This is a genomic window from Sporosarcina thermotolerans (genome assembly GCF_030067815.1).
Classification (GTDB): domain Bacteria; phylum Bacillota; class Bacilli; order Bacillales_A; family Planococcaceae; genus Sporosarcina; species Sporosarcina thermotolerans.
In genome coordinates this window covers 1,123,038-1,147,708 of record NZ_CP125968.1, presented here as the reverse complement: position 1 = coordinate 1,147,708, position 24,671 = coordinate 1,123,038, and the positions used below count along the sequence as shown (strand labels likewise).

Sequence of the window (24,671 nt, the reverse complement as noted above, 5' to 3'; positions counted from 1 at the left end):
TTTATTTCAATCAAAACATCTTTGTCGTCCAATTTTCCCCATTCCAAACGCCCGTCACAACGCCTTCGTAGAAATCAGGTTCATGTGAAATGAGCAAAACGCTTCCCTTGTATTCTTTCAAAGCACGTTTCAATTCATTTTTCGCATCGACATCAAGGTGATTTGTCGGCTCATCCAAGACAAGTAGATTTGTTTCACGGTTAATGAGCTTACAAAGACGAACCTTAGCCCGTTCTCCACCACTTAATACTTTCACTTTGCTTTCGATATGTTTCGTCGTCAAACCACATCTCGCCAACGCAGCGCGAACTTCATACTGAGTGAAATGAGGGAACTCATCCCACACTTCTTCCAAGCATGTACGGTTATTTTCCGTCTTCATCTCTTGCTCGAAATACCCAATTTCAAGATGTTCCCAAGTTCGACGGAACCTGCAAGTGATGGAATTTCACCAAGGATACTTCGCAAAAGTGTCGTCTTCCCGATACCATTCGCCCCCGACAAAGCAATCTTCTGCCCACGCTCCATCGTCAAATCCAACTCTTTTGAAAGTGGCTCATCATATCCAATAACAAGACCTTTCGTTTGGAATAAATAACGACCAGGCGTACGGGCAAGTTTAAAGTCGAATTGTGGCTTCGGCTTTTCCGCATCCAGTTCGATGACTTCCATCTTATCAAGCTTTTTTTGCCGGGACATTGCCATTCGGCTTGTCGCAGCATTCGCTTTATTACGCGCGACAAAGTCCTTAAGATTCGCAATTTCCTTCTGCTGCTTCTTGAATGCGGCTTCCACTTGTTGCTTTTTCATCTCATGCACACGTAAAAACTCATCATAATCCCCTGCATAACGGGTAATCTGCTGATTTTCCATATGATAGATCAAGTTAATGACGCTGTTCAGGAATGGAATATCATGTGAAATGAGGATGAACGCATTCTCATAGTTCTGCAAATAATTACGCAGCCATTCGATATGCTCGACATCTAAATAGTTCGTCGGCTCATCAAGTAGAAGGATGTCAGGCTTCTCAAGAAGCAGTTTAGCTAACAAAACTTTGGTCCGTTGTCCACCGCTTAGATCATGGACGTCACGCTCAAGCCCGAATTCATCAAGGCCAAGTCCATTTGCCACTTCATCCACTTTCGAATCGATGATGTAAAAATCATTATTCGTCAGCTCATCCTGCATCTGACCTGTTTCTTCAAGAAGTTTTTCAAGTTCATCTGCATCGACTTCGCCCATCTTAGCGAATAGTGCATTCATTTCTGCTTCAAGATCATACAGGTATTGAAACGCTGTTCTGAGTACATCACGGATGCTCATCCCTTGCTGCAAAACGACATGTTGGTCCAAATAGCCAACCCGCATTCGCTTTGCCCAAGTGACATTTCCCGCATCGGGCTCAAGCTTTCGGGTGATGATATTCATGAATGTGGATTTTCCTTCCCCATTCGCACCGATTAGTCCAATGTGTTCTCCTTGTAGCAAACGGAATGATACATCCTCAAAAATCGCCCGATCCCCGAACCCATGACTTAAATTTGTTACTGTTAATAAACTCATATGTTGTACACCTTTTCCTTCGTTAAATTTGCATATGTCCCTCATTATATAGCGATTTCTTTATTCGGGATAGGTATTATTTATCTAAATCAAATGCTATTTAGTACGCCTAATGTTAGGAGGACACTATGTAGGAAATCAGGAATCTCCTGCATATGCTCTTCGTTGATTTTCGTATTGAATTTCACTTCGATCAAGTTGAGGTAACCAGGTGATTCATCTCCGTATTCGAAACTTAACGTTTGGGTGACTTTGATGTCATTTTCCCAAATGACATTTAATGCTTCCTCTATTTGCCGGCATTGCTCATCCACCTGTTGAACAGATTTCGTGAAATGCAATGTCAATGAGCAGCCGGGATCTTTATCCGGAGTTTCCAATATCTCATCTGCCAGATCTTGTAAAGAGGTCTGCAATACAACTTCCGCCGATACATCCTTCTGATGGAGAAGCGTAAATTGAATGGAAAGTTTCCTTGTAAGAGTGGCGAAGTCCATCAGATCCGATCGATTACGTATTGTAACTTCTCGATCAATCGTATCTAAATCATAAATTTTATTTTCAAATGCTACTTTTAAATTTTCAAAAACTGTCGGATCATACATAAGGGTACCTCCAATGAATGTCGTATACATTTCTTAATATAATCATATCGAGTCGCGAAAAGGAAATTTTTCTTGAACTATTTGTCGAATCATGTTAGATTGGAGAATGGAAAATTTCATACGATTATATATGTATAACCTCAATAATATGGTTTGAGGGTCTCTACCAGGAACCGTTAAATCCTGATTACAAAAGTAAAACTTACTTTGTAATCGGGTTTTTTTATTTTCCGAAAATTATTTCGCGGAATGCGCACAGTATAGATGAGTAGGAGGAATTTCAATGGATTTTAGAGTAATCATTCTTGCCATTTCTACGATTACAGTCGGTCTCGTTGAATTGATTGTCGGAGGCATTTTGCCGATTATTGCAGATGATTTAAACGTTTCAATCGGGACAGCCGGGCAGCTCATATCGGTCTACGCCCTCGTGTTTGCCATTGCTGGACCGGTTTTATTATCTTTGACTGTGAAAATTGAAAGGAAAAAACTTTATTTATATACAATGGCTGTCTTTTTTGTCGGTAATATTATGACCTTTTTCAGTCCCACTTTTACATTTGTCATGATTGCCCGTGTTATCACTTCCATGAGTGCAGCACTTCTTATCGTTCTTTCCTTGACGATTACAGCGCGGATTGTCGATGCCCCTCGCCGTGCGAAGGCGCTCGGTTATATTGTTATGGGAATTAGTTCTTCCCTCGTATTGGGTGTGCCACTCGGTATTCTCATTACGAATGCGTTCGGATGGCGCAGCGTCTTTTTAGGGATAGCCGTTCTTTCAATCGGTTCTTTCATTCTGATTTTTTTCTACCTTGAGAAGGTTCCAAGCGGTGAAGTTCAGCCACTTTCTGCGCAAATAAAAGCACTTGCGAATAAAAAAATAGTTTTTGCGCATTTGGCGACGATGTTCATGTTAGCCGGTCATTATACTGTTTATGCATACTTGACACCATTCTTGGAGACAAATTTTAGCCTGAACCAATACTGGATCAGCATCTGCTATTTCCTTTTCGGGATTGCAGCGGTCGGAGGGGGTGCACTTGGGGGTAATCTTGCAAACTGGATTGGTTCGAAGAAAAGCATCCTCATTATAATTGGCGCTTTCGCTTTGGTTCTTTTCATATTGCCCTATTCGACATTCTCATTCACGGTCTTCATTGTCATCTTGATGTTTTGGGGCACTTTGAGCTGGGCTCTTTCGCCACCGCAACAAGATTATATTATCCAGACAGACCCTGCTTCTTCTGACATCCATCAAAGCCTCAACAATTCTGCTTTACAGATTGGGATTGCGGTAGGTTCGGGAATTGGCGGTTTCGTATTGGGCCAAACTGATTCGGTTACCAGCACAGCGACTGTCGGAGGCGTTGTTGTCATTATCGCTTTCATCTGTGCAGTAATCTCCTTATCCATCGGGCGTAGCAAGATGAAACATGTGAAAGAAACTTCAGTTGATTATCAATAAAAGATGAAAAGAATTCCACCAGGCTTCTCCTGGTGGAATTCTTTTTTTTCCGTAGGCTCGTCACTTCCGCGATAACGTTTATAGGGCAGTGCATTCCAGGAACGATAATCAAAATCATTCGCCGAAGCGCTTTCGGGATATCCTTAAGAATCTTTTCAGCGACATCTAACTCTCGTTCCGCTTCTCCCTTGTCCTGGTACATGAATTCGTCTGAAGCTGTGACAGGAGCTTGTTTCACCTTCTCCTTAAGATCATTAATGACCATTTCCTGCTGGGCAATTAATGATTCGCGGGCATTCATCACCCATTCAGGTTGCATATTTCGGTTCGTATCGCCTACGCTGCTATATTCTTCGAAAATCTCACGATAAATCCTATCTGCATTTGCACGGACATCTAAATTTGCTGCCTCAAGATCGAAATTCGTCAACTCTTCCACTGTCAAAGGCGTTTTGCGCTTCATGCCACCAAGCCTTGTTTGATTGAGGTAGAACGGAAACATGCTTTTAATCGTTTTACCGACTGGTGAAATGGAGTTCTCGAATTCATCGAGCCCTTTCGGTTGGACGCCTTGAATGGCAATTCTTGCGGATTCCGACGCACAATTTCTTTCGGTGGCATAATTCCGTGGCGAAGCATTTCCCGAATGCCTGTGCCGGAAATATTGATGCGATATTTTTCGTCATGCGGGCAAGATTGCGCTGTCGCTGGAGTGTCACAACGTGTGCAATAGAAGACTTCATGGAATAACCTAACCTCGATCCCAAGTTCTTCGGGCTTGAATTGATCAAAAATACTATGGCTTGCGTATTTATCGTAATAATCCCCGATTCCGGCATGATCCCGGCCAATTAGCGCATGTGTACAGCCGTAATTTTTCATAATCAATGCGTGCAGCACGGTTTCACGAGGACCAGCGAAGATATATGTCACACGGAGTGGTGCTAGTATTGAACGACCTTTTGGATAATATGTATCCAATACTGCGCGATAGGAAAGCATCCGGAATTCATGACGCGTATACTCACGCTTCGCCATCTCGACTAATGGCTGCAAAAGCAACCCGTCAATTTCTTCCAATGCATTTTTATGAATATATTCATGACCTCGGTGCAATGGATTCGCCCCTGTTATGAAGCCTGCAGTGGAGCGGAACTTTTTCACTTCATAAAATTCATGCCATGTATCTTTCGGTTCCAAACGCAGCTTTTCAAAGGGACCCCAATCGACGCGGTTAAGTAAACGGATCTTACCACCCAACGCGACATTCCCCATCCTTCTATAAATCGCGTCAACTCCGGGATGATTGCGATCCGTTGTGCCAAACAAATGGGCGGCGCGATAGTCTTTATCGTATGCAAAGATATCTTCAATCTTAAGAATGGCCACCGGTTCATTAATTTCGTTGGATAATGTCACTTCATCTCCAACAGAAAGCGACTTTATGATCTCGCTATTTCGGTTACCCGTCGGTGCGAAACTGAGTGGAACTGGCCAAACCGTCCCATCTGTTAGGCGTCCTTTCTCCAAAACGGATTTATAATCGTCTTCGTTCATGAAGCCTTCATTTGGTGATAATACACCCGTCGCAATCATCTCAAGCGTGATGACCGCCTCAAGATCCACCATAATTGACGGAAGCTGCTTTGCCCTAACAAGTTCGTCGTCCCTTTCTTGACCAGTCAACACCTTATCAACTAATTTACCGCCATGAGGCTGTTGCGGATAATTGGCAAATTTGTTTTCAGTGATATTCAACATTCCCTCTCCCCCATTAAGAACAAATTAGTATGCGTAAAAGGCCCTTTTAGGAAGAGCCTCAGCGTTTCATATCAATGCTTTTTGAATTTCCCCATATTCCTTCCAATCAGCCAAAAAAGACCACAAGTCATTAGTGTCAATACAACCGTCATCTTGCTTCGCGTCGATTTGAACTTCACATGTTCCGGAGTAACTTCATACACGCCGACAGGGTTAATCTGGAATCCACCACCGCCGCCATTATTTCCTGCGCCGTCTCCACCCCCGCCGAAACCATACCTAACCTTTGCAACAGGAATTACTTTTGTCAATCCGACTTCAATCGGATCACCATACACAAGCGTTACATCCCTATGTTTTGCAAATTTTTTGAATAACGTCGCTACCGGCGTCTCAATATGCTCCTTTTGCTTTTCAACAGCCTGCTCTAACTCTTTCAACATCATCGCAACATCCCTCCCTGCTATACCTATTCGCCATCCGCCTCAGACATTCCTTTTGATTTTTAGGGTAAAGGAAAGGAAAGCATTTTATTTGGACACACTTTACGTAGTAACTAAACGATTCACTATTCAAATTTACCAAAGGAAGGAGAACCGCTTGATGAAAAAATTTTGGAAATCATACCTTCATGCTTCACTAATCCTAAAAATATCAATTGCCCTTGTACTTGGCGTAATCACGGGTTTCATTTTAGGAGAGCAGGCCATCGTGCTTGCGCCATTAGGGGACTTGCTCCTTCGATTGCTTACATTCCTCATCATCCCACTCATTCTGTTCACGTTAATCGTCGGGGTGAATCAAACAAATATCGCAAACCTTGGACGAATGGGTAGCAAAGTATTCATTTATTACACAGTAAGTTCGGCTGCTGCTATTGTTGTCGGTTTATTTGTCGCAAGCATCCTTCATCCAGGTTCGGGTATGAAGCTGACGGGCAATGAAACATTCGATGTCCCAGAAAATCCTGGTATCGTCAATGTATTACTGAATATCGTGCCTTCAAATATAATTACTGCCTTTACGGAAATGAACCTTCTTGGAATCATCTTCACAGCACTTGTCTTTGGGATTGCAATATCAGCAATGCGTTCTTCCAAGAACCATGTTGAACTTGGGAATTCACTTCTACAAACCTTTACTGCTTTGAATGAAGCATCATTAATTGTATTGAAAGCGATTCTTCAATATGTGCCAGTTGGGATATTTGCGATTATGGCAAAAACAGTGGGAAGCCAAGGAATTGATACGCTCATATCTCTTGGAGGAATGATTGGGGTCTTTTATATTGCATTGATCATCCATATTTGCCTTTACATCATCCTTCTTCTCCTTTTCAAGATCAATCCTGGTCACTTCTTCAAGCATGCTCGGACGCCAATGCTTACGGCATTTGTCACGCAAAGTAGTACTGGTACGCTGCCACTTACATTGAATGCGGCCAAAAACATGGGCATATCAAGGAGTTTATATAGTTTCAGCATTCCTCTTGGCGCAACGGTAAATATGGATGGGGCTGCTATACGGATTGCCGTTTCAGCTGTATTTGCTGCCAATATTGTTGGGACGCCACTGAGTTTTGGTGATATGTTGATGGTAGTGCTTATTGGGACACTCGCTTCTATTGGGACGGCAGGCGTTCCCGGGGCCGGTATCGTCATGATTGCGACTGTATTTGTGCAACTTGGACTACCGATGGAGGCGGTTGCACTATTGACTGCGATTGACGCACTTGTGGGGATGGGTGCGACCGCGTTGAATGTGACAGGAGATTTAGTCGGTACCGCGTTAATTGACCAACATGAGAAAAAGCATGGGTTGGATAAAGGTATAGAAAAAACCGAGAGCATGTGAAGTTCTCGGTTTTTTGCTTGATTCATGGGATTTATGCGTGGCTGACAACGATTTTGCGTGATTCAGCGTGTTTATGCGTGGCTGGATCGGATTATGCGTAATTCAATCGATTTATGCGTGATTTAGCCAATTTATGCGTGTTTGCATAATACCTGACTTACCCCATCATGTCAGCGACAAGTTCGTAGGAACGGAGTCTTTTTTCGTGATTGTAAATTCCCGAACTGATGATGAGTTCATTGGCTTTTGTCGCTTCAATGAATGCTGCCAATTTCCGCTTGACCGTTTCGGGACTTCCGACGATTGTCGAAGGCCATTCTAATAGCTCACCAATTGCGGCTCTCTCGACGTCTGAGAAGAATGTATCTATGTCATCGACTGGCGGCATAAGCTTCGATGAAACACCTTTTCGGATGTTCAAGAATTGTTGTTGATAGGAAGTTGCCAAATGTTGTGCTTCATCATCAGTTTCCGCGGCAATGATGTTGACTCCAAGCATGACGTATGGCTCTTGAAGTGCTTTTGATGGACGGAAAAGCTGATGATAGAGCTGCAATGCATGCATTAAATATTGAGGTGCAAAATGACTTGCGAATGAAAATGGAAGCCCGAGATCTGCAGCAAGCCGTGCACTGAAGTCACTTGATCCTAAAAGCCAGATCGGGATATCTTGGCCTTCGCCTGGAATTGCGCGGACGCGAGCAGATGGATCGTACTCGAAAAACTGACGCAACTCGGCCAATTGCTGCGGGAACTCATTGCCGCTACTATTTAAAGTTCGACGTAATGCGTAAGCCGTTGCTTGGTCGCTTCCTGGTGCACGTCCAAGTCCAAGGTCAATTCGATTAGGGTACATCGCTTCAAGAGTCCCGAACTGCTCCGCGATTACAAGAGGTGCATGATTCGGAAGCATGACACCGCCTGAACCGACACGGATTGTTTCTGTTGCGCCTGCCACATGTCCGATAATGACAGATGTCGCAGAACTGGCGACGCCCGGCATATTATGATGTTCGGCAAGCCAGAAGCGGTTATAGCCCCATTTTTCTGCATGTTGAGCAAGATCCACACTGTTTTTAAAAGATTGGCCCACGGTACTTCCCTCATTGATCAGCGCGAGATCAAGAATTGAAAGCGGGATACTGTTAAACTTCTTTGCTGAAGGGTTGATCAACTTCGCTCACTCCCCAATATTATATTTTATATTCTCTTCATCATAATATCGTTTCGACATACCGATATCCAATTAACGAACTCAAAAAGCCGGACATCATAATGATGTCCGACTTTGATTACCCTAACATAATTCCTGTAATTGCGGCTGTCAAAAGGCTGACCAAAGTTGCGCCGTAAAGCAACTTGATACCAAACTTTGCAACAAGGTTCCCCTTCTCTTCATGCAACCCTTTCACCGCACCGGAGATATTCCGATTGACGAAAAGTTGGCGAAGGAGACAAGGAATACAGAGATGATGCCTACTGTCCTTTCAGAAAGGGAGGAGGCGATATTGCCCAAGTCGATCATCGCAACGAACTCGTTCGTCAATAGCTTAGTTGCCATGATTGTTCCGGCTTGGATGACTTCAGAAGCCGGGATGCCGACAAGGAAGGCTAACGGTGCAAAAACGTAACCAAGTGCGACCTGGAAGGTGATGCCGAATGCACCTTCGAAGATGCCGTTCACCATGCCGATTAATGCTACGAATCCGACGAGCATTGCGCCAACGACGATTGCGACTTTAAAGCCGTCGAGTATATACTCCCTAACATTTCAAAGAAGGACTGCTTTCTTTCTTCCTTCGTCTCGATTCTGTCCTCTTCAGGAGTGACTTCGTATGGGTTAATAATATTCGCGATAATGAACCCACCGAATAAATTCAATACAAGTGCAGTAACAACATACTTCGGATCGATCATCGTCATGTACGCACCAAGAATCGATGCCGAAACGGTGGACATGGCAGATGTACACATTGTGTATAGACGGTGTTCGGGTATGTTAGGCAGCAGTTTTTTAACTGAAATAAAAACTTCAGATTGCCCAAATATGGCAGAGGCTACGCCGTTGAATGACTCTAACTTTCCGAGTCCGTTGATCCTGCTTAATAGCAATCCAAGGAAGTGGATGATGAGAGGCAAGAGTTTAATGTATTGCGCGATACCGATGAGAGCAGATACAAAAACGATTGGCAATAGGACATTCAAGAAGAAGGGGCTCATCCCTTCATTCGCCATTCCTCCGAATACAAAATTGATTCCTTCAGCTGCAAAAGCTAAAAGATAATCGAAGATGCTGGAAATCCCTCGGATGATGAATAGCCCAAATTCGGTATTCAACAGAAGGAAAGCAAAAACAAGTTGCAGGACAACCATTGTTACTACTGGTCTGATCTTTATCTTTTTCTTGCCATTGCTCACTAAGTACGCAAGGATAAAAATAACAAGCAATGCCACAATAAAGATGATGAAATTCAAAGTAAATACTCCTCTCTAGATGCCTTAAAATATTGTTATGGAGCGGAAAAATATGTAAACATTCTCTTTCCGATTAACACTTTTATAAATAAAGTGCTCTTCATTATAAACCGTAAAAACAGATCTGGCACCTATCTCAAATTAGAAAGAAACTTCCGCATATCATTAGTTATTCGACAACTTTCCGTTTATATACAAAAAAACGGTGACAAGCAAGGAACATATTCACTGTTCCGTTGCCTGCCACCGTTCGATTACCATTTAATTTCTTTTACGTCTTTGCCATCGACACTCATTTGGTAGATATAGAAGTTGGGTTGACGTCCTCCAAAATTACGGTCAACGAGGAAATAGATCTTCCCGTCCGGACCTAAAAGTGGTTTAGATGCAAATTCCTTTAGGTTGGTCAGTTGTTTCGTCTCATAGGTCTTATAGTTGAACTTGAATAATTCATATTCAAATATCCCATTTTTCCCGTACCGCCAACAGCTTGATAAACTATCTTTTCTCTTTCTGGTAAAATGAGGAAGTCATATATATCCTCTTCACCGACAGGATTACTTACGACCGTTTTCTTATTGGGCTCGTTGAGTGGGATTTGAAAAATACGTTGTTTGGAAGCAAATAGTTCTTCAGCTGTTTCTACGTTTTCATCATCGTCCATTTGGACAAACACAGACTCGTCGGTTGCCGACACTTGGAGCGATTGCATATTATACTTCTTCAACTCCGTGTAACGATTTTGCGTCTTGTCAGTTAAATCGTAGCTATAAACGTCAAAATCATGGGGGTGCTTGCCCGTAATTGGTGAGTAATTTGTATAGACACCAGCCTGCAGGTAAAACAGGAGGTTGGAATTTTTCGGATCAAATGCAAGTTCAGTTATTATATTTTCGGATGAAAACAAGGACTCATCCGAATACATTTCCATATTCAATATGCGTATTTCGCTACCGCCGCCCGCATCCAGCTCTTTGTCGGAAAGTATGTAGGCGAGATTCTTACCGTCTTTACTGAAACTGATATCGAGAATCGTTTCTTCAACAGAAAACTGGACGACTGGCCCATTCCTTCCATCGGTCAGATAAATGCCTGCTTTGCCATCCTCAAATTCGATATAAGCGATTGTACCGTCAACGGATACATCAAATACACCGCTTAAACCTTGTTGCTTCTCATTCTCGGATTTATCGAAAACCAGACCAAGTACTATGAAAATTGCGGTTACAACTCCGATTATACCGAGCAGTACACCATGTTTTTTATTCATTATCCTTCCCCATTCCTTACATCCCAATTATCCAAAGTACGATTCCTGTTACAATCACTGCTGTTTGGATGAATACAATGGCGTATGCCGCGGCTTTCTGTTGATTTGCCAATAACTTCATTTGCAGCGCATAAGACAGAATCCAGCCGATAATCGGTACGAATAGCATCAAAAATCCTAGTGTTGCCTTTCCTGAGAACAACAGAAATGCCCATAAGAAGAACAGGGTAACGAAGACTAAGAATATTCCCGTTGTGATATTAATGAAATGCAATCGTCTCGCATCTTTCATCAATGGTTTGTGTGTCGATGGAAAATCATAGATAGTCGTCCGATAGACAAGAACTATGGCTAATAGCAATAACAGTGCAGCAATGATTGACAATCCGGTGGAATAAGGCCGATCTAAATCAGATGCTAGCAAAAATCCATAGAAATTGATAAAAATATGGACGAGCAACAAACTGTTCATCCAAAAACGACGATTCCATTTTGCTAAAGGGCGTACCGTAACAATAAGTATAGTTGTACTAATAAGGACAGCTAAAATAAGCCATAAGATATGTGCATCTCCCATAATGAATAATTGGCATGCATATACACTATAGGCGAAGAGCAATGATGTTAGTGATAGCGTCAGCATCATCCCTTTTTTAGAAGGGGGCACCGCTTCTATCAACTTTTCTCCGACTTCCCGTTCCGTCCCGAATTTAGTCATCGCGCTTCGAATAGCCTCCTCTTCAATGTTATTCGTCTGACAAGTAATTCCATTATACGATACTGCATATCTAATTTGAAACATAATGAGTAGTCATTCACTTCGTGATAATCTATGAGTAGATGAAAAGGGGTGGTAGGATGTTTTTAAAACGGGAGTCAGTCGTAGATAAACAGAGTAATGTCCGATTCATAAACGGGAGGTTGTCCTTTGCAAGTGTGCGGTTGAATGTTCATTGCTTTGAAGTTGACGGCGTGTTGATCGATACAGGCGCCCATGCATTGTCTAAAGAGTTCAATGCATTTTTTACAGAAGCTGACGTGGATCAGGTCGTCGTCACCCATTCCCATGAAGACCATACTGGAGGTGCAGCACATTTACAAAAGATATATGGATTGCCGATTTTAATGAATGGAATATCGATTGAGGAATGTCGTCAGAAGGCGGATTATCCATTGTATCGCCAGTTATTTTGGGGGAAGAGGCGACCGTTTCAAGCGAAGCCCATCGGGGAAACTTTCACCTCCAGGAACGCAACATGGGATGTAATTGAAACACCAGGACACGCAAAGGATCATCTATCTTTTTTGAATCAGGAAACGGGACAACTCTTTTCCGGCGATCTGTATGTACATCCCAAAACGAAGCTTATTTTACGCGAGGAGAGCATTCCACAAATTATCTCGTCACTTCAACATGTTTTAACTTATGACTTTGAAGAGTTATTTTGCTGCCATGCGGGCTATGTGAAAGATGGTCGTCGGGCTTTGCTCAATAAGCTTAGTTACTTACAAGAACTACGGGATAGAATATATTCGCTCGAAAAACAAGGATATGGTGAACAGGAAATTCACTCCCTCATTTTCAAAAAGAAATACCCCATGACAAGATTTTCTTCAGGTGAATGGGATTCAATCTATATTGTCCGATCAATTCTCAACAAATAAATAGGTGCACATTTTTAAATGTGCACCTCCTTGTAGACTACCTATTAACAGTAACCGTATCCTCCACCATAGCCGCCATATCCATCGCACCAATACGACGCTCCGACAATAATCAAAAGGATGAACAATACAACGATTAACGTGAACCCCGAACCGCACTCTTTACCCACACCGCCAACTTCTTTCGACATTTTATCAACACCCCCAAATCACTTTATGCACTTATACTATGTGACATAAACACAGCTGTACATGACAGTCACCCATGTGATTCAGTGTGCGAAATTTCAGGATTTGCCTTCATAATATGCCTGCCGCCATATACAATCCGCTCAATTTCGCCATTTGGTTGTTCGATAAACTGCAACACTCCATCATTTTCATCTTCATCAATAAAAATATTTTTCCCTATGCACTTTAACGTCCGGATCACTTCATTCGATTCGACACTTAGCCGATCGTCATTTAGTGTCACCTTCACATTCATCCCTTCGCTCGAAATATAGGAGCCTACAAATTTACTAAGTTCATCCACTCCAATTTCTTGGACTTCAACTGTTTCAGATGAGGCTGCGAGTTCCCTACCTTCCGTTATGTTCATGACACTCATCAGTAAATCTCCGGCGGGAACATCAGAGACGTTTGTCAAAATAACACCCGCTTTTTTCTTCTCGACAATTGCACACATGTATGAAGAAACACCCTTCAATCCACCTCCATGGCTGACCAAAGTGGAGCCGAAATAGTCAGGAATGATTCGCAATCCATAGCCATAACATCTGTTAGGCTCGTACTCTACATGCGGATGAATCATCTGCTCGATGCTTTCCTTCGACAAGATCCGCGTTCCGGCCACAACACCTTCATTCCAATACATTTCCAAATACCGTAAAATATCACTAACTGTCGACTTCAAATAACCGACTGAACGCATCGAAGGCGCATCCCACCAGAGCGGAGCTTCGTAAACATGCGACCCATCCTTCGCTTTCATGTAAAGAGTCGTTACACTCTCTTTTTCATCCAATAACTCCATATCGAAGAAGCTGTTTTTCATCCCCGCAGGTTTCAAAATTGTTTCCTCTATAAATTTCTCATAAGGCTGTCCACTCACCTTGCTTGTAATAACGCCAAGCAATCCATATGAATCATTGGAATAGCTATAAAATCGCCCAGGTTCGCCAAGCCATTCAAACTCATCGTTAGCCATAAAGCTTAACATCTCGTCATATGTCTCAATATGAGGACCAGGATTATTCAACAAATCTAATCCATAATCCTTCGCGGACGGATCCTGCTCAATGCTATTTTTCCGTGCATACACATGCGTAGCAAGCGGCGGATAGCCCGCTGTATGCGTCATCAGATGGTGAAGCGTAATCTGCTCCACTTGCGTCTTAGGCTTCTTCAACTCAGGAAGATACTCAACGATTCGATCATGCACCGATAACTTCCCGTCCTCCTGAAGCTTCATAATACCGGCACTCGTAAACGACTTCGTCATCGAAGCAATGCCAAAAACCGTATCCCCCGTTACTAAAAGCCGCTTCGCTACATTCCGATACCCAAAACCTTTCTCATAGCTTTTCTGTCCATTTTCGCTAACACCAATCATCGCCCCCGGAATTAAATGCTTCTTCACATACACCTCAGCATGCTTTTCAAACGATTCCATTGCAATGATCCCTTTCATTTGAATCCCCCCATAAGAAATAATCTCTAAACATCCCCAAATACGCATAAATTTAGCGAATCACTCATAAATCCCCCGAAACAAGCATAATCCGCAGCAAACGCGTATAATTCCCTACAAAAGTCCATAAAACGCTTCAAACAAGCATAAATGCTCGCAATCTATTAGTTCAGTGAACCAGCGAAGCCCTCAACGTAGTAATTCCATTCTCCAAATACCCTTTCAGGCAAGTGAGCATATACACCCAGCCTCCTGTTTGCCCCACCATTTTACTTACAACATCAGGATCATCCGCTCTTAATCCAGATTCAGTCACTTCAAGGATTGTGCTCTCCTCATCTACTGCATTAAACACAAGCCTAACGGTCGTTTCTTGATCTTGACCTCCCCAAATGAAAACAATTTCCTTATTCTCCTTGACACTCAATACATGGATATCCCCTTCGGCACCATATTCCTCGTACCTCCAAGTGATTGTCTTACCTTGTTCAACCCTGCTTGTACCTGAAGAAAACCAGTAGCCGCCCATCTTCTCAGGGTCTACAATTGCCTCAAATACTACATCCACCGGTTTATATATTTTCATTTTTGACGTCACATTCGTATTCATCATCTTCAACTTCCCTTCATATCCAATCTATTTTCCTTTGTACATATTCGATTTATTCTTAAGAAATCCTTTTTTTGTTTGTACTTTCCAACGACCTGTAATATAATACTTACATATGATACATTTAAATGAAGGCGATGACTTATTAGCGGTTTTAGAAGCCCTCTCCAACCCGCACCGCTTGAAAATTATCGCGGTGTTGTCGGAAGGGCGACAATACGTCAGCGAATTGGCGCGTCTACTTGGAATGAGTAGGCCTCTGCTGTATTTGCATCTACAAAAGTTAGAGGAGGTCCAATTGGTCACAAGCAATATGGAGATTTTAGAAAGTGGCAAAGCGGCGAAATTTTACGCGCTTACATCATTCCATTTTGAATTGAACGAGGATTTGGTCCACCGTTTAGCGCAAACGCTTACGATGTCGAAGAAAAACAAATAAAGGAGGGAAATTCAATTGGGATATTTAGGTTTATTAATGGCACTTTTACCCATAATTATCTTTATTGCAATAATCATTTTTATCGTGAAAACAGTAAAAGGCTTTGAAAAAAGAGCCGAAGAAAAACTGGCACTTGAACGAGAACAAAATGCAATTCTTCAACAAAAAATGAGTGAGATGAATACCCGGATTACTTCAATTGAAAAGATGCTAAAGGAAGTTGAATAAATGAGAAACAACCCATCTCAGCATAATGCCGAGATGGGTTGTTATCATTTAATACCCCGAGTCTTCCGAGGTCAAATTATCCATCATCGTATAATCATACTTCTGCAATGGTTTCTCAGCAGGTCCCTCAATCACTTCACCAGTAAATTTGAATCTTGAGCCATGGCATGGGCAGTCCCACGTCTTGTCACCGTTATTCCATTCGACTTCACAACCGATATGCGTGCAAGTTGTATCCACAATATGGACCTTCCCGTCATCATCACGGTATGCTCCCTTTCGGTGCCCGTCGAGTGTGATGACCGCACCCTCACCCTTCGCCAAATCTTCCGGTTTCGTATTCGGGGAATCGAGCTTCCCTTTGATTAATTGACCAACGACGTTAGCATTTTGAACGAGGAAATTCTTCAAGCTTGGGTGCGCATAAAAGCGGGATGGAGTATACAGTTTCTCAAACTTATTTTCCTTTCCTGTTACCATATCCCTGAAAAGCAATGCCGCTGCTGTTCCATTCGACATCCCCATTTCCGGAAGCCAGTTGCAATCAGGATATTTGGATTCCCAGACGTTATCTCGCCGATATATGGCAGTTTATCCAACGTGACCAAATCCTGAGCTGACCATCTGTTCGTAATCTCCTTGAGCCCTAAAACTTCTTCGCCAAACATCTCCAATGCCCGATAATGATCCATCGTCTCCACCGGACTTTGACCGGTTTTATGATTCTCACCGACGATGAGCACCAATTCTTCGCCGTTGTCCATAATCGACCGTAAAGAACGGGTCGGTTCATCCGCGCTTATGAAGATACCCGGCGGGAACTTTTTTTGTGATTTAACTGCGAGGGCATATGATCGATCTGCATACATCCTCGTAGAATAAAGACCCGTTCCTTCGTAAAACGGAAAATGGGTGCAAATTAAAACATGCTTCGCCGATATTCGCTTCTCTTCACGTGTCAGGACAACCGGACGCTCACCCGTTTCAATATTAACTGCAACCGTATCCTCAAAAATCTGTCCACCGCTTTTTTGGAATAAATCAATAAGATGCACCAAGTACTTTGTCACATGAAATTGTGCCTGATCCTTCATGACAAGTACGTTTTTCACATCAATATCAAAAGGCATGCTATCGACTAATCCGCCTCTGATCTGTAGCCTCTGATACGCTTCCGCTTCCTTTTTAATCTTTTCGGCATATTTATCGCTGACCGAGTAAATATACGCATCCACACTTGTGAAATCACAGTCGATTCCATTTTTCTCAACCGTTTCTTTTATGAATTCCAAGGCTTCCATATTCGCTTCATAATATAATCTCGCCGTATTCCTACCCATATTATGAATGAATTCATCATAAATCAGATCATGCTGCGCTGTAATTTTAGCTGTCGTGTTCCCGGTCGTCCCGTTCAACACTTTATCCGCTTCAATCATAGCGACTTTCAGACCAACACTCGCCAATAAATAGGCTGATGTAATACCCGTGATGCCCGCTCCAACGACAATAACGTCCACATCAATATCTTCCTGTAAACTTGGAAAGGTTGGAAACTCGACACTCGTCCTCCAATATGGCTCCGGATGCTCTGGAAGTTTTCCATTCAGTTGATCATTACTCATTCTTAATCCTCCTGTACTATGTACTGAACATAGGCTTCCCATTTGTCGGGAGTACATATACCTGTTGGATTGAGATAAAGGGAAGAATCTGCCCCTGTAAAATGGATATAGCTTTGAATTATTAGAGACAACAGCTGACGTACTACGATTGCAGGAATCAAAGTCATTTTATACGCCCGTGACCAAGCCCTTCCTCAGTTTTGGTCATTGGTATTTTTTCGCCCTCAAAAGTATGACACTCCCCTCCCCATTCGCTATACTTGTTTAGGAGAAGAAAAAAGGAGTGGTTCATATGTATCGTAAAGTTGAAGATTACGTTGAAGATTGGAACGCCTCAGCTAACGGAACACTAAATGTCATTAAAGCAATAACGAATGACAAATTAGATCAGGCAATCGTCGAGGGGCATAGTACTCTTGGCTGGTTGGCGTGGCATTTAGTGGGATCAGTCGGCTTTTTTGGTGGCTTATCTGGATTGAAAATCGAAGTACCTGCACATACTGAGCCGGTACCTACAGATGTGACAGAAATCGTTGCAGCATATGAAAAAGTGATGGCATCCATGGAAAATGAAATAGCGAACCTTACAGATGACTCGTTGACTGAAAGAGTTCCTGCATTCGGAACTGAAATTTCGCGCGGTAAGTTGCTACGCACATTTATCGATCACCAAACGCATCACCGCGGACAAATGACAGTGTTGTTGAGACAAGCTGGTCTTGCTGTTCCTGGTGTAATGGGTCCGACGAAGGAAATGCAATAAGTAAATCCGCCACCCCCTTTGAATGTTACTTTCAAAGGGGTTATTTTTCAGCAATTTAAAAAACTAATTGCTTTGAATGAAAAACTATGTTAAACTTTTCTCACTATTAGCGAGCGGAGGTGAGGATGGAATGTTGGACACTGTGTATGCACGTGAGACTCTATTGGAATATTTAGCCACTTCATGTGCGATTACTCATGAAATTGCCCACAACGGGATAGGTATGCCCTTTTTTAGACAATTTCAGTAATCACACAGCTGTTTGGCACTTCATTCCTTACATGAATTTTAAGGAGAAGATCGCATAAACGCGGTCTTTTTTTGTTGCCGAATTTCGTGTGTAAAACGAGAGGAAGCGGAAAACGATGATATGTACAGTACAAAATATAAGCAAGATGCTTGGCGGAAATACTATTTTTGAAGATTTATCTTTGGACGTTAAAACCGGTGAAAGATTGGGTGTCGTTGGACGTAATGGAAGTGGGAAGACGACTTTATTCAAACTGATTGCAGGAGTTGAAACGCCTGATAGTGGGTTCATTCATTTTAAAAAAGGGATGACTATCGGGTATTTGGCGCAAATCCCATCATTCGCAAAAACGACGACAGGATTGGATGTCCTTTACACAGCATTTGAGGGTTTAAAGGAAATGCAATCTCAAATGACCGATCTTGAGATTAATATGGCTAACGCAGGTCCCGACGAAATGGAAAAGCTTTTAAAACGTTACGGTGATTTGCAGGAAACATTCACGAATCGCGATGGGTATTCGATGGATTCCGAAGTCGCCAGTATAATCACCGGCTTACAATTAGGTCCGTTTGTTAACAGGACTTTCGATCAATTGAGCGGTGGTGAGCAAACGAAAATCATGCTTGGACGGCTTTTATTGACGAAACCAGATCTGCTGCTGTTAGATGAACCGACAAACCATCTCGATCTTTTTGCAGTGGAATGGCTTGAAGAGTTTTTGAACGCATATGCGGGCACAGTTGTCATTGTTTCGCATGACCGATATTTTCTTGATTCTGTTGTCACTAAAATTGCCGACTTGGAAGATGGTGAGATTCGGATTTATCATGGTGATTATTCGTCTTTTGTCATAGAAAAAGAACAACAACTGTTGAGGGAGTTTCAGGAATACGAAGAACAGCAGAAGAAAATTCGGAAGATGAAAGAAGCTATCAAACGGTTGCGCATATGGGCGAATGAAGCGAATCCTCCGAATGCGGGACTTCACAGGCAAGCGCGCAATATGGAACGTGCGCTAGAACGAATGGAAAAGGTTCGCAAGCCGTTGATCGACCCGAAGAAAATGGCTTTGACATTCGAAGCTGCACCTCGAAGCGGGAAAGAAGAAGTCGTTGTAATGGAGGCAGTGTCGAAATCTTTCGGCGAACAGAAGTTGCTTACGAATGCAAATCTGCATGTTTACTGGAAAGACCGGATGGCAATTGTCGGGCGCAACGGCACCGGAAAATCAACCATTTTGAAAGCCCTTTTAGGTGAATTACCTGTGGACAGCGGGATGAGCAAATTAGGAAGTAATGTGAAGGTCGGAAGCTTGTCTCAACACTTTGAAATCGACAATCCAAAGGCTCGATTGATAGATGTGTTTCGAGATGAGGTGAGTGTCACTGAAGGCGACGCAAGGCATATTCTTGCAAAATTCATGTTTTACGGTCCTGATGTATTTAAGCGGATTGCTGATTTGAGCGGCGGCGAGAGAATGCGGTTGCGGCTAGCGCAATTAATGCATCAGGACATTAACTTCCTTGTGTTAGATGAACCGACAAACCATCTGGATATCGAATCGCGCGAAGTTTTGGAGGAAGCACTTGAAGATTTCCCTGGCACAATTCTTGCCGTTTCACATGATAGGTATTTCTTGAATAAACTTCCCCAGAACGGCGTGGCTTGAAAACGGGACCTTAACAACTTTTGAGGGACCTTTTGATTGGGCTCGTGAAAAATGGCGGGAATTTGTTAGTACGGAAGAAGTGAAACCGGCGACTACCGTCAAAAAGAAAGTGCATGCCGCAAAGCCGCTGGATTTGGAAACCGAAATCTTGAAATTGGAAGCCGAAATTGCTTCTTTAAGGGGGCAGGCAAGTGATAGGCAAGTATCTTTGATAACGGATTTAGAGAATAAGTTGGCATCCTATTATGATGTATGGCTTGCTGACGCGGAATAAGGATTGATTCAGAAAAACGTCACGGCATCTTGGTGTCGGGACGTTTTTTCTTGATTCAATAGATAGGCCTAAGGTAATGATACGACGATATATCCGTTGATTTGACCGATAACTTTCGGGAAGTGACCGATAACTCCCGGAAACTGACCGATAACTCTCCGAAAGTGACCGATAACTACTTTACCAATCAAAAAAGCACCTATGCCCTCAAGCATAGATGCCTTCCTCCCCTATTAAGGAGCCCCATCCCACCCTCACTGACTTCGCAAATTAGTGCATGGTCGTTACAATAACAATCTATTTGTACAAATGTCACGGTACTGGGCTTCAATTGTTCATGACGGATTCGAACCGATTGGTATACCCCATCTACCTACCATTGAGTCCGACTTTCCCAGTCGGCGGGTTTGCACTCACCTTTACGAAAAACAGTTACCGACTTACATTAGATTAAATCGATACTCCAATTCAATCCTTGAATCTTCGTGTCCATTTCCCTAAACTCTTTTGATAATTGGTCCACCTGCTTTTGAATTGCCTTGACGTCCACCGTGCTGATGATTTTGATCTCAGTGCGGCTATATCGATCATTTCTGACAGACGCTTCTTCCGCAATTTTCCCTAACATCAACCGTTTATCCCAGATTTGATCACGCTCTGCCAAAGCATCCGCAAGCGTGCGTGTTTCGTCGAATTGAATGGAACAATTCGTTTTATTGATGCGCTTGATTAAAAACGTTAATTCTTTCATAATGCCGTCTAACTCAGCAAGCATCGCGTTCGGATCCTCCGAGGGTTCCTCTCCCTCTTGGATTTTTAGGTTCATGCTGATCCGTCTTTTCAGCTGCTCGATTCTCTTCTGGTAATCCGCCCGCGTTATCAATGCCTCTGCAAGCTTCATCCAATCCCCTCCTTCATTCGAATCGGCTTTGATTTAATCAAACCAAAACTTTCTCTACAAATTGCTCAATAAAATATTGTGGATTCAACTTCTCGCCAGTCGTTCTTTCAATCTTGTCATTCCACGAATAAAGCGCACCCGGTTTAAAATACTCATCCATTAAATACGCCCCGACTTCCGGTGTAAACATGTCTTCGGAGATATTTTTTTCAATATAAGCATGTAGTTGAGAAGTCGTCAGTTCACCCAATAAGTAGTTTTGATAATAAACCGGAGCAAGCGTAAAGTGGATTTTCGCTGCCCAATGTGGGTAGTCTTGCCCCTCAGGTGGGTTGACAAATTGCACGTTTTTGACGATTTCCCACCATAAATTATTCAAATCCTGGTCAGGGTTTTCGTATAGCTCGCGCTCAAAGAATGAAAACGCCATGATCCAGCGTCCTGCGATAAGCATTTGCTTACGCAAGGATTCATTGATAAGCGGCTTTAATTCCTCTACTTCAGCAGCGTCGAGTCCTAAGAACTGCTGGAGCCAAGCTGGATCTTTTCCGAATCGACCATATAACATTGCAATCGCTTCTGTTGTCAGCGTATGCGCGCAAGATCTTAACAGGAATGGAAGTGTCGGATCAACGTATTTGAAATAAACGGCATGTCCGAATTCATGTAGCATTGTAGTCGACCAATAATCAGACGGAGCGTTATTGCATAATACGCGGATGTCGCCTTCGCGGTTAAGGTCCGTGCAAAATGCGTGCTGATTCTTTTTGTCTCGAGGATATAGATCGCTGTTCGCCAACATATCCGTAATATCCATCCCCATGCTCTTGAACGTTTCAATCGTCAATTGCTCGAGATCCTTCCCATCGTAGAACGGATCCAAGTCCAAATCCTTGGATGGCGGTGCCTCCTGGAAGAATGGGTCGGCATAATGCCAAGGTCGAAGATTGTCTACCTCAACACCAAAACGCCCTGCCAATTCCCTGTCCATCTCTTGTTTCATCTGGCGGAATGGCTCATCGGAAAGTTCCTTCAGCTTATGGAAGATCGAAAAGATCTCGTCGCGGTCAAGTTCTTGATTCTCGAAACTCATTTGGTGATAGTTTTCGTATCCTAATGAACGCGCGACTTCGTTCCGTTTTCTGACAAGGGTTAATAGCTTTTCCTCTACTTCCTTCCCAATCTGCTTACTCGCATGCCACGCTTCTTCACGTTCAGCTGAATCATTGCTCTTGATCAAAATCTGTCGAACGTCATTTTCGGATACTGATTTTCCATCAATTGTTGCACGGAATGTATTAAATATGCCGATCAATTCCGTAGAGCGCTCCACCAATTCTTTTAAATCATCTGCCGGAATCTGTTTTCCTACCATGTACGTATGAAGAGTTTCTAGCTGGCGACGCTGAATTGTCGTTAAATCGTCTTGGGCAAGGTACGCCTTTACTTGCTCAAAAAGCTCCGGATTTGAAAGATAGACGTTCGTTGCATTCTGCGCCTCGGCCGTCTTTTTATTCCATTCATCTTCTCCAGTCGTTGAAGCCATCCAGGAACTATTTGCTCTTGTAATGTGAAAATCCCTAATTGCATTATTTTGCTCCTCTAAAAACTGTTCAACTGTCATGCGCTCTTCCCCTTTTCTATTTCGTTCTTACATTATTCGACAAGTGTAGTGAAAGTTCCTTTTATGAAAGTGGATTGGAATGCATACATCCTTCATTCCCGAGCATAGTAGACGTAGGAGGTGACGATTTCATGAAAAACAATAAAAAGACGATGAATGAAAGGACTCATAATAGTTTTCGAACAGTATAAAAGAGGTCTAAACACGAACAGCAATACGAATAACCCTGGTGAAAACCGCACTCAAGAACTTGCAGAGGACTTTGACGTGAAAGGCGATATATACGATACACCACTAAAACGCGAAAAAGAGAAATAAGAGTCAAGCTTACATCAGAAAGCCATCCTTGGCTTTCTGTTTTATTTTGCCCGATTGTGATTCATTATTTGGATTGTCCTACTACGTTCTAAATTCCTGCCCCCTTCATAGAATGAATGGAATCTACTATTAAACTATCAAAAAGGGGACAAGAATATGTATTCCATTCACTTCTATGAAAATAAAACATATGTACTCAATCAAGCATTAAGAACAATTCCTGCTATCGATGAGAATGTAAGAATTAAAGGGCGGAATGGCAAAGTGGTCGATGTTCAGCAAATGGATGAAAACCGATATTTTGTCTTTGTTGAATTCGAGGTAATTGTAGATAGAAGCAAAAAGGTAGAGAGTGATCCGAAAGAGAAGAAGATAAATAGAGATTTATGGGCAGGCAATCATAAATTGTATGATTGCCTGCCCATTTAGTTGGTTCTATTATTAAAATATACCATTCTCGTTTGGTGAATCTTCCTGTACTGCTTGCCCGACATCCCACATTTCAACAATTTTACCTGCTTCAAAACGGAATATATGGACAGCGGCCCCTCCGAAATCCTCAGGATTTTGTTTAATATGGGAAAACACCATTACCCGATTTCCCTCTTCAATCGATTGTTTTACTTCAAGTGTCTTGTTTGGGCTCATGCCATCATTCTCTTTCATCGCTTGCTTCAATGACTCCATGTCCCCGGGAAAGTATGGGTTATGATGACGAAGATCCGGACTTACATACGTCTCATACGCCTCGTCAATCTTTCCCGCGACGACTAACTGAAGAAAATTTACTGCTTGTTCTTTTAATAGATCCATATTATTTGCACCCTCTCAATTAAATAAATACTTCACTTTTTCGAGCTCTTCTTTGTATGGAATAATTCCCGTGATACAATTCCCTTTTAACTCTTCTAGTTTATTTGCCTGCCAGTCCATCATATCATCAGGAGCCCACTTTAAAACAAATAGCAAATAAAGATAAACTTCTCGCATCTGTAAACAAACTTGAAGTTGTTCATACATATCCGCATTCAGTTGTCTTTTCATAGAATAACCCTTCAAAAAAGATGAGAGAAATTCATACGGAAAGTTTTTAGACTCAGGGTGGAATGACATTCCCGTCCATAAAGCATGATAGATGGAGACCGCCAGATCCTGCATATAAAAGTGATACGTGCAATCATCAAAATCATAGAAAACAAAGCCATTTTTATTCAGATGAAAATTACCCTGGTGTAGATCATTATGGATTAACCCAAACGTTTCAGGGGTCCTGCTCCACGTAGCCATTTCATTTATTAGTTGTTCAAGTTTACCTTTTAGCCACGCATCAGCAATGGTAGTTTTCTTCCTCTCTTCACTGTCCAAATAGACGTGACGATTGATCCCGGATATTTTCACATTATGCATGTAAGCTATTTGCCTACCCCATTCATGGAAGAATTCCTGATCCCATTCATCGGGATTCATAACATCTATTGGACTGCCATCCGTATGCTCAAAAAAGGCAACCCAATATGCATTTTCATCGGTAGCTAATTCGAAAATCATATCGTATCCAGGAATTTTTTTGGGCTTTGCCACCTGTGCCCCTGCATCACTTAGGGCCATAA

25 protein-coding genes, 4 pseudogenes and 1 riboswitch are annotated in these 24,671 nt (G+C 42.5%); of the genes and pseudogenes, 11 read left to right on the top strand and 18 right to left on the bottom strand.

Translation table 11 applies throughout. From position 1 onward, the window contains the following. Positions 1-10: 10 nt before the first annotated feature. A pseudogene (locus QNH10_RS06510) lies at positions 11-1,566 on the bottom strand (ABC-F family ATP-binding cassette domain-containing protein). An 89-nt stretch (positions 1,567-1,655) separates the two neighbouring features. After that, entirely contained in the window at positions 1,656-2,171 is a 516-nt protein-coding gene (locus QNH10_RS06505; protein ID WP_283733971.1) for a hypothetical protein, read from the bottom strand. A 110-nt stretch (positions 2,172-2,281) separates the two neighbouring features. Further along, positions 2,282-2,381: riboswitch (purine riboswitch) on the top strand. Positions 2,382-2,454: 73 nt separating this feature from the next. On the opposite strand from QNH10_RS06505, the gene QNH10_RS06500 reads away from it, so the two are divergent. Further along, complete coding sequence (locus QNH10_RS06500; RefSeq protein ID WP_283733970.1) at positions 2,455-3,639, top strand: MFS transporter; 1,185 nt, start codon at positions 2,455-2,457, stop codon at positions 3,637-3,639. On the opposite strand, the gene QNH10_RS06495 is transcribed toward QNH10_RS06500, so the two are convergent. The 3 genes from QNH10_RS06495 to QNH10_RS06485 all read right to left on the bottom strand — a co-directional run bounded on the left by QNH10_RS06495 (position 3,560) and on the right by QNH10_RS06485 (position 5,846). Beyond that, entirely contained in the window at positions 3,560-4,102 is a 543-nt protein-coding gene (locus QNH10_RS06495) for a hypothetical protein (protein ID WP_283733969.1), read from the bottom strand. The genes QNH10_RS06500 and QNH10_RS06495 overlap by 80 nt on opposite strands. Next, positions 4,099-5,400 carry a sulfate adenylyltransferase gene (locus tag QNH10_RS06490; protein WP_283733968.1) on the bottom strand — a complete coding sequence of 434 codons (1,302 nt, stop codon included), beginning with the start codon at positions 5,398-5,400 and terminating at the stop codon, positions 4,099-4,101. The genes QNH10_RS06495 and QNH10_RS06490 overlap by 4 nt, the downstream gene beginning before the upstream one ends. A gap of 71 nt (positions 5,401-5,471) precedes the next feature. Then, positions 5,472-5,846, bottom strand: a complete 375-nt coding sequence (locus tag QNH10_RS06485) for a spore germination protein GerW family protein (protein ID WP_283733967.1) — start codon at positions 5,844-5,846, stop codon at positions 5,472-5,474. A 157-nt stretch (positions 5,847-6,003) separates the two neighbouring features. Between QNH10_RS06485 and QNH10_RS06480 the strand changes: the two genes are divergently transcribed. Continuing rightward, positions 6,004-7,254, top strand: a complete 1,251-nt coding sequence (locus tag QNH10_RS06480; protein WP_283733966.1) for a dicarboxylate/amino acid:cation symporter — start codon at positions 6,004-6,006, stop codon at positions 7,252-7,254. Between the two features lie 157 nt (positions 7,255-7,411). Here the strand turns inward: QNH10_RS06480 and QNH10_RS06475 are convergent, their stop codons facing one another. The 4 genes and pseudogenes from QNH10_RS06475 to QNH10_RS06460 form a co-directional block, all read right to left on the bottom strand. After that, positions 7,412-8,428 (bottom strand): LLM class flavin-dependent oxidoreductase, encoded by a 1,017-nt coding sequence (locus QNH10_RS06475; protein ID WP_283733965.1) that lies wholly within the window; start codon positions 8,426-8,428, stop codon positions 7,412-7,414. A 118-nt stretch (positions 8,429-8,546) separates the two neighbouring features. Continuing rightward, positions 8,547-9,729: pseudogene (locus QNH10_RS06470) on the bottom strand (NupC/NupG family nucleoside CNT transporter). Positions 9,730-10,135: 406 nt separating this feature from the next. After that, the gene (locus QNH10_RS06465) at positions 10,136-10,999 is read right to left on the bottom strand and encodes a TolB-like translocation protein (RefSeq protein ID WP_283733964.1); all 864 of its coding nucleotides are present in this window, start codon (positions 10,997-10,999) and stop codon (positions 10,136-10,138) included. Between the two features lie 16 nt (positions 11,000-11,015). After that, positions 11,016-11,717, bottom strand: coding sequence for a hypothetical protein (locus tag QNH10_RS06460; protein WP_283733963.1), 702 nt, complete (start codon positions 11,715-11,717; stop codon positions 11,016-11,018). Between the two features lie 140 nt (positions 11,718-11,857). On the opposite strand from QNH10_RS06460, the gene QNH10_RS06455 reads away from it, so the two are divergent. Next, positions 11,858-12,664, top strand: a complete 807-nt coding sequence (locus QNH10_RS06455; protein ID WP_283733962.1) for an MBL fold metallo-hydrolase — start codon at positions 11,858-11,860, stop codon at positions 12,662-12,664. A 44-nt stretch (positions 12,665-12,708) separates the two neighbouring features. Here the strand turns inward: QNH10_RS06455 and QNH10_RS06450 are convergent, their stop codons facing one another. The 3 genes from QNH10_RS06450 to QNH10_RS06440 all read right to left on the bottom strand — a co-directional run bounded on the left by QNH10_RS06450 (position 12,709) and on the right by QNH10_RS06440 (position 14,970). Continuing rightward, positions 12,709-12,855 carry a YjcZ family sporulation protein gene (locus QNH10_RS06450; protein WP_283733961.1) on the bottom strand — a complete coding sequence of 49 codons (147 nt, stop codon included), beginning with the start codon at positions 12,853-12,855 and terminating at the stop codon, positions 12,709-12,711. 68 nt (positions 12,856-12,923) lie between these two features. After that, complete coding sequence (locus QNH10_RS06445) at positions 12,924-14,357, bottom strand: serine hydrolase domain-containing protein (protein ID WP_283733960.1); 1,434 nt, start codon at positions 14,355-14,357, stop codon at positions 12,924-12,926. Between the two features lie 169 nt (positions 14,358-14,526). Further along, the gene (locus QNH10_RS06440) at positions 14,527-14,970 is read right to left on the bottom strand and encodes an SRPBCC family protein (RefSeq protein ID WP_283733959.1); all 444 of its coding nucleotides are present in this window, start codon (positions 14,968-14,970) and stop codon (positions 14,527-14,529) included. Positions 14,971-15,082: 112 nt separating this feature from the next. Between QNH10_RS06440 and QNH10_RS06435 the strand changes: the two genes are divergently transcribed. Both QNH10_RS06435 and QNH10_RS06430 read left to right on the top strand, forming a co-directional pair. After that, positions 15,083-15,406 carry an ArsR/SmtB family transcription factor gene (locus QNH10_RS06435; protein ID WP_283733958.1) on the top strand — a complete coding sequence of 108 codons (324 nt, stop codon included), beginning with the start codon at positions 15,083-15,085 and terminating at the stop codon, positions 15,404-15,406. Positions 15,407-15,421: 15 nt separating this feature from the next. After that, entirely contained in the window at positions 15,422-15,634 is a 213-nt protein-coding gene (locus QNH10_RS06430; protein WP_283733957.1) for a hypothetical protein, read from the top strand. 48 nt (positions 15,635-15,682) lie between these two features. Here the strand turns inward: QNH10_RS06430 and QNH10_RS06425 are convergent. Then, positions 15,683-17,259, bottom strand: a pseudogene (locus tag QNH10_RS06425) (FAD-dependent oxidoreductase). Positions 17,260-17,551: 292 nt separating this feature from the next. On the opposite strand from QNH10_RS06425, the gene QNH10_RS06420 reads away from it, so the two are divergent. The 4 genes and pseudogenes from QNH10_RS06420 to QNH10_RS06410 all read left to right on the top strand — a co-directional run bounded on the left by QNH10_RS06420 (position 17,552) and on the right by QNH10_RS06410 (position 20,218). Then, positions 17,552-18,022: a DinB family protein gene (locus QNH10_RS06420; RefSeq protein WP_283733956.1), complete on the top strand. Its 471-nt coding sequence runs from the start codon at positions 17,552-17,554 to the stop codon at positions 18,020-18,022. Between the two features lie 76 nt (positions 18,023-18,098). Next, positions 18,099-18,272, top strand: a complete 174-nt coding sequence (locus tag QNH10_RS21065; RefSeq protein ID WP_430541098.1) for an RAxF-45 family protein — start codon at positions 18,099-18,101, stop codon at positions 18,270-18,272. A gap of 115 nt (positions 18,273-18,387) precedes the next feature. Then, a pseudogene (abc-f, locus tag QNH10_RS06415) lies at positions 18,388-20,050 on the top strand (ribosomal protection-like ABC-F family protein); the annotation flags it as partial. Next, entirely contained in the window at positions 20,024-20,218 is a 195-nt protein-coding gene (locus tag QNH10_RS06410; protein WP_283734718.1) for a hypothetical protein, read from the top strand. The pseudogene abc-f and the gene QNH10_RS06410, both read left to right, overlap by 27 nt. 68 nt (positions 20,219-20,286) lie before the next feature. On the opposite strand, the gene QNH10_RS06405 is transcribed toward QNH10_RS06410, so the two are convergent. The 3 genes from QNH10_RS06405 to QNH10_RS06395 form a co-directional block, all read right to left on the bottom strand. Further along, complete coding sequence (locus QNH10_RS06405) at positions 20,287-20,433, bottom strand: hypothetical protein (protein ID WP_283733955.1); 147 nt, start codon at positions 20,431-20,433, stop codon at positions 20,287-20,289. Between the two features lie 230 nt (positions 20,434-20,663). After that, a complete protein-coding gene (locus QNH10_RS06400) occupies positions 20,664-21,119 on the bottom strand; it encodes a DIP1984 family protein (RefSeq protein WP_283733954.1) in 456 nt (151 codons plus the stop codon). A gap of 37 nt (positions 21,120-21,156) precedes the next feature. After that, entirely contained in the window at positions 21,157-22,743 is a 1,587-nt protein-coding gene (locus QNH10_RS06395) for a M2 family metallopeptidase (RefSeq protein ID WP_283733953.1), read from the bottom strand. A 156-nt stretch (positions 22,744-22,899) separates the two neighbouring features. Here QNH10_RS06395 and QNH10_RS06390 point away from each other — a divergent pair, with 156 nt between their 5' ends. Then, a complete protein-coding gene (locus tag QNH10_RS06390) occupies positions 22,900-23,061 on the top strand; it encodes a hypothetical protein (protein ID WP_283733952.1) in 162 nt (53 codons plus the stop codon). Between the two features lie 156 nt (positions 23,062-23,217). Further along, positions 23,218-23,490 carry a hypothetical protein gene (locus QNH10_RS06385; protein ID WP_283733951.1) on the top strand — a complete coding sequence of 91 codons (273 nt, stop codon included), beginning with the start codon at positions 23,218-23,220 and terminating at the stop codon, positions 23,488-23,490. 12 nt (positions 23,491-23,502) lie between these two features. Here QNH10_RS06385 and QNH10_RS06380 read toward each other — a convergent pair whose 3' ends face one another. Next, positions 23,503-23,874 carry a nuclear transport factor 2 family protein gene (locus QNH10_RS06380; protein WP_283733950.1) on the bottom strand — a complete coding sequence of 124 codons (372 nt, stop codon included), beginning with the start codon at positions 23,872-23,874 and terminating at the stop codon, positions 23,503-23,505. Positions 23,875-23,889: 15 nt separating this feature from the next. Then, positions 23,890-24,669, bottom strand: coding sequence for a phosphotransferase enzyme family protein (locus QNH10_RS06375; RefSeq protein WP_283733949.1), 780 nt, complete (start codon positions 24,667-24,669; stop codon positions 23,890-23,892). Between the last annotated feature and the right edge of the window lie 2 nt (positions 24,670-24,671).

Bases quoted from the DNA above. Each gene is read 5' to 3' on its own strand.
- QNH10_RS06500 (WP_283733970.1), top strand. From the start codon at position 2,455: ATGGATTTTAGAGTAATCATTCTTGCCATTTCTACGATTACAGTCGGT.
- QNH10_RS06420 (WP_283733956.1), top strand. From the start codon at position 17,552: ATGTATCGTAAAGTTGAAGATTACGTTGAAGATTGGAACGCCTCAGCT.
- QNH10_RS06440 (WP_283733959.1), bottom strand. From the start codon at position 14,970: ATGATGAATACGAATGTGACGTCAAAAATGAAAATATATAAACCGGTG.
- QNH10_RS06380 (WP_283733950.1), bottom strand. From the start codon at position 23,874: ATGGATCTATTAAAAGAACAAGCAGTAAATTTTCTTCAGTTAGTCGTC.
- QNH10_RS06400 (WP_283733954.1), bottom strand. From the start codon at position 21,119: ATGAAGCTTGCAGAGGCATTGATAACGCGGGCGGATTACCAGAAGAGA.
- QNH10_RS06375 (WP_283733949.1), bottom strand. From the start codon at position 24,669: ATGGCCCTAAGTGATGCAGGGGCACAGGTGGCAAAGCCCAAAAAAATT.
- QNH10_RS21065 (WP_430541098.1), top strand. From the start codon at position 18,099: ATGAAAAACTATGTTAAACTTTTCTCACTATTAGCGAGCGGAGGTGAG.
- QNH10_RS06385 (WP_283733951.1), top strand. From the start codon at position 23,218: ATGTATTCCATTCACTTCTATGAAAATAAAACATATGTACTCAATCAA.
- QNH10_RS06460 (WP_283733963.1), bottom strand. From the start codon at position 11,717: ATGACTAAATTCGGGACGGAACGGGAAGTCGGAGAAAAGTTGATAGAA.
- QNH10_RS06390 (WP_283733952.1), top strand. From the start codon at position 22,900: ATGAAAGGACTCATAATAGTTTTCGAACAGTATAAAAGAGGTCTAAAC.
- QNH10_RS06490 (WP_283733968.1), bottom strand. From the start codon at position 5,400: ATGTTGAATATCACTGAAAACAAATTTGCCAATTATCCGCAACAGCCT.
- QNH10_RS06505 (WP_283733971.1), bottom strand. From the start codon at position 2,171: ATGTATGATCCGACAGTTTTTGAAAATTTAAAAGTAGCATTTGAAAAT.
- QNH10_RS06465 (WP_283733964.1), bottom strand. From the start codon at position 10,999: ATGAATAAAAAACATGGTGTACTGCTCGGTATAATCGGAGTTGTAACC.
- QNH10_RS06435 (WP_283733958.1), top strand. From the start codon at position 15,083: ATGATACATTTAAATGAAGGCGATGACTTATTAGCGGTTTTAGAAGCC.
- QNH10_RS06450 (WP_283733961.1), bottom strand. From the start codon at position 12,855: ATGTCGAAAGAAGTTGGCGGTGTGGGTAAAGAGTGCGGTTCGGGGTTC.
- QNH10_RS06395 (WP_283733953.1), bottom strand. From the start codon at position 22,743: ATGACAGTTGAACAGTTTTTAGAGGAGCAAAATAATGCAATTAGGGAT.
- QNH10_RS06495 (WP_283733969.1), bottom strand. From the start codon at position 4,102: ATGAAGCGCAAAACGCCTTTGACAGTGGAAGAGTTGACGAATTTCGAT.
- QNH10_RS06405 (WP_283733955.1), bottom strand. From the start codon at position 20,433: ATGCTTGAGGGCATAGGTGCTTTTTTGATTGGTAAAGTAGTTATCGGT.
- QNH10_RS06480 (WP_283733966.1), top strand. From the start codon at position 6,004: ATGAAAAAATTTTGGAAATCATACCTTCATGCTTCACTAATCCTAAAA.
- QNH10_RS06445 (WP_283733960.1), bottom strand. From the start codon at position 14,357: ATGAAAGGGATCATTGCAATGGAATCGTTTGAAAAGCATGCTGAGGTG.
- QNH10_RS06485 (WP_283733967.1), bottom strand. From the start codon at position 5,846: ATGATGTTGAAAGAGTTAGAGCAGGCTGTTGAAAAGCAAAAGGAGCAT.
- QNH10_RS06455 (WP_283733962.1), top strand. From the start codon at position 11,858: ATGTTTTTAAAACGGGAGTCAGTCGTAGATAAACAGAGTAATGTCCGA.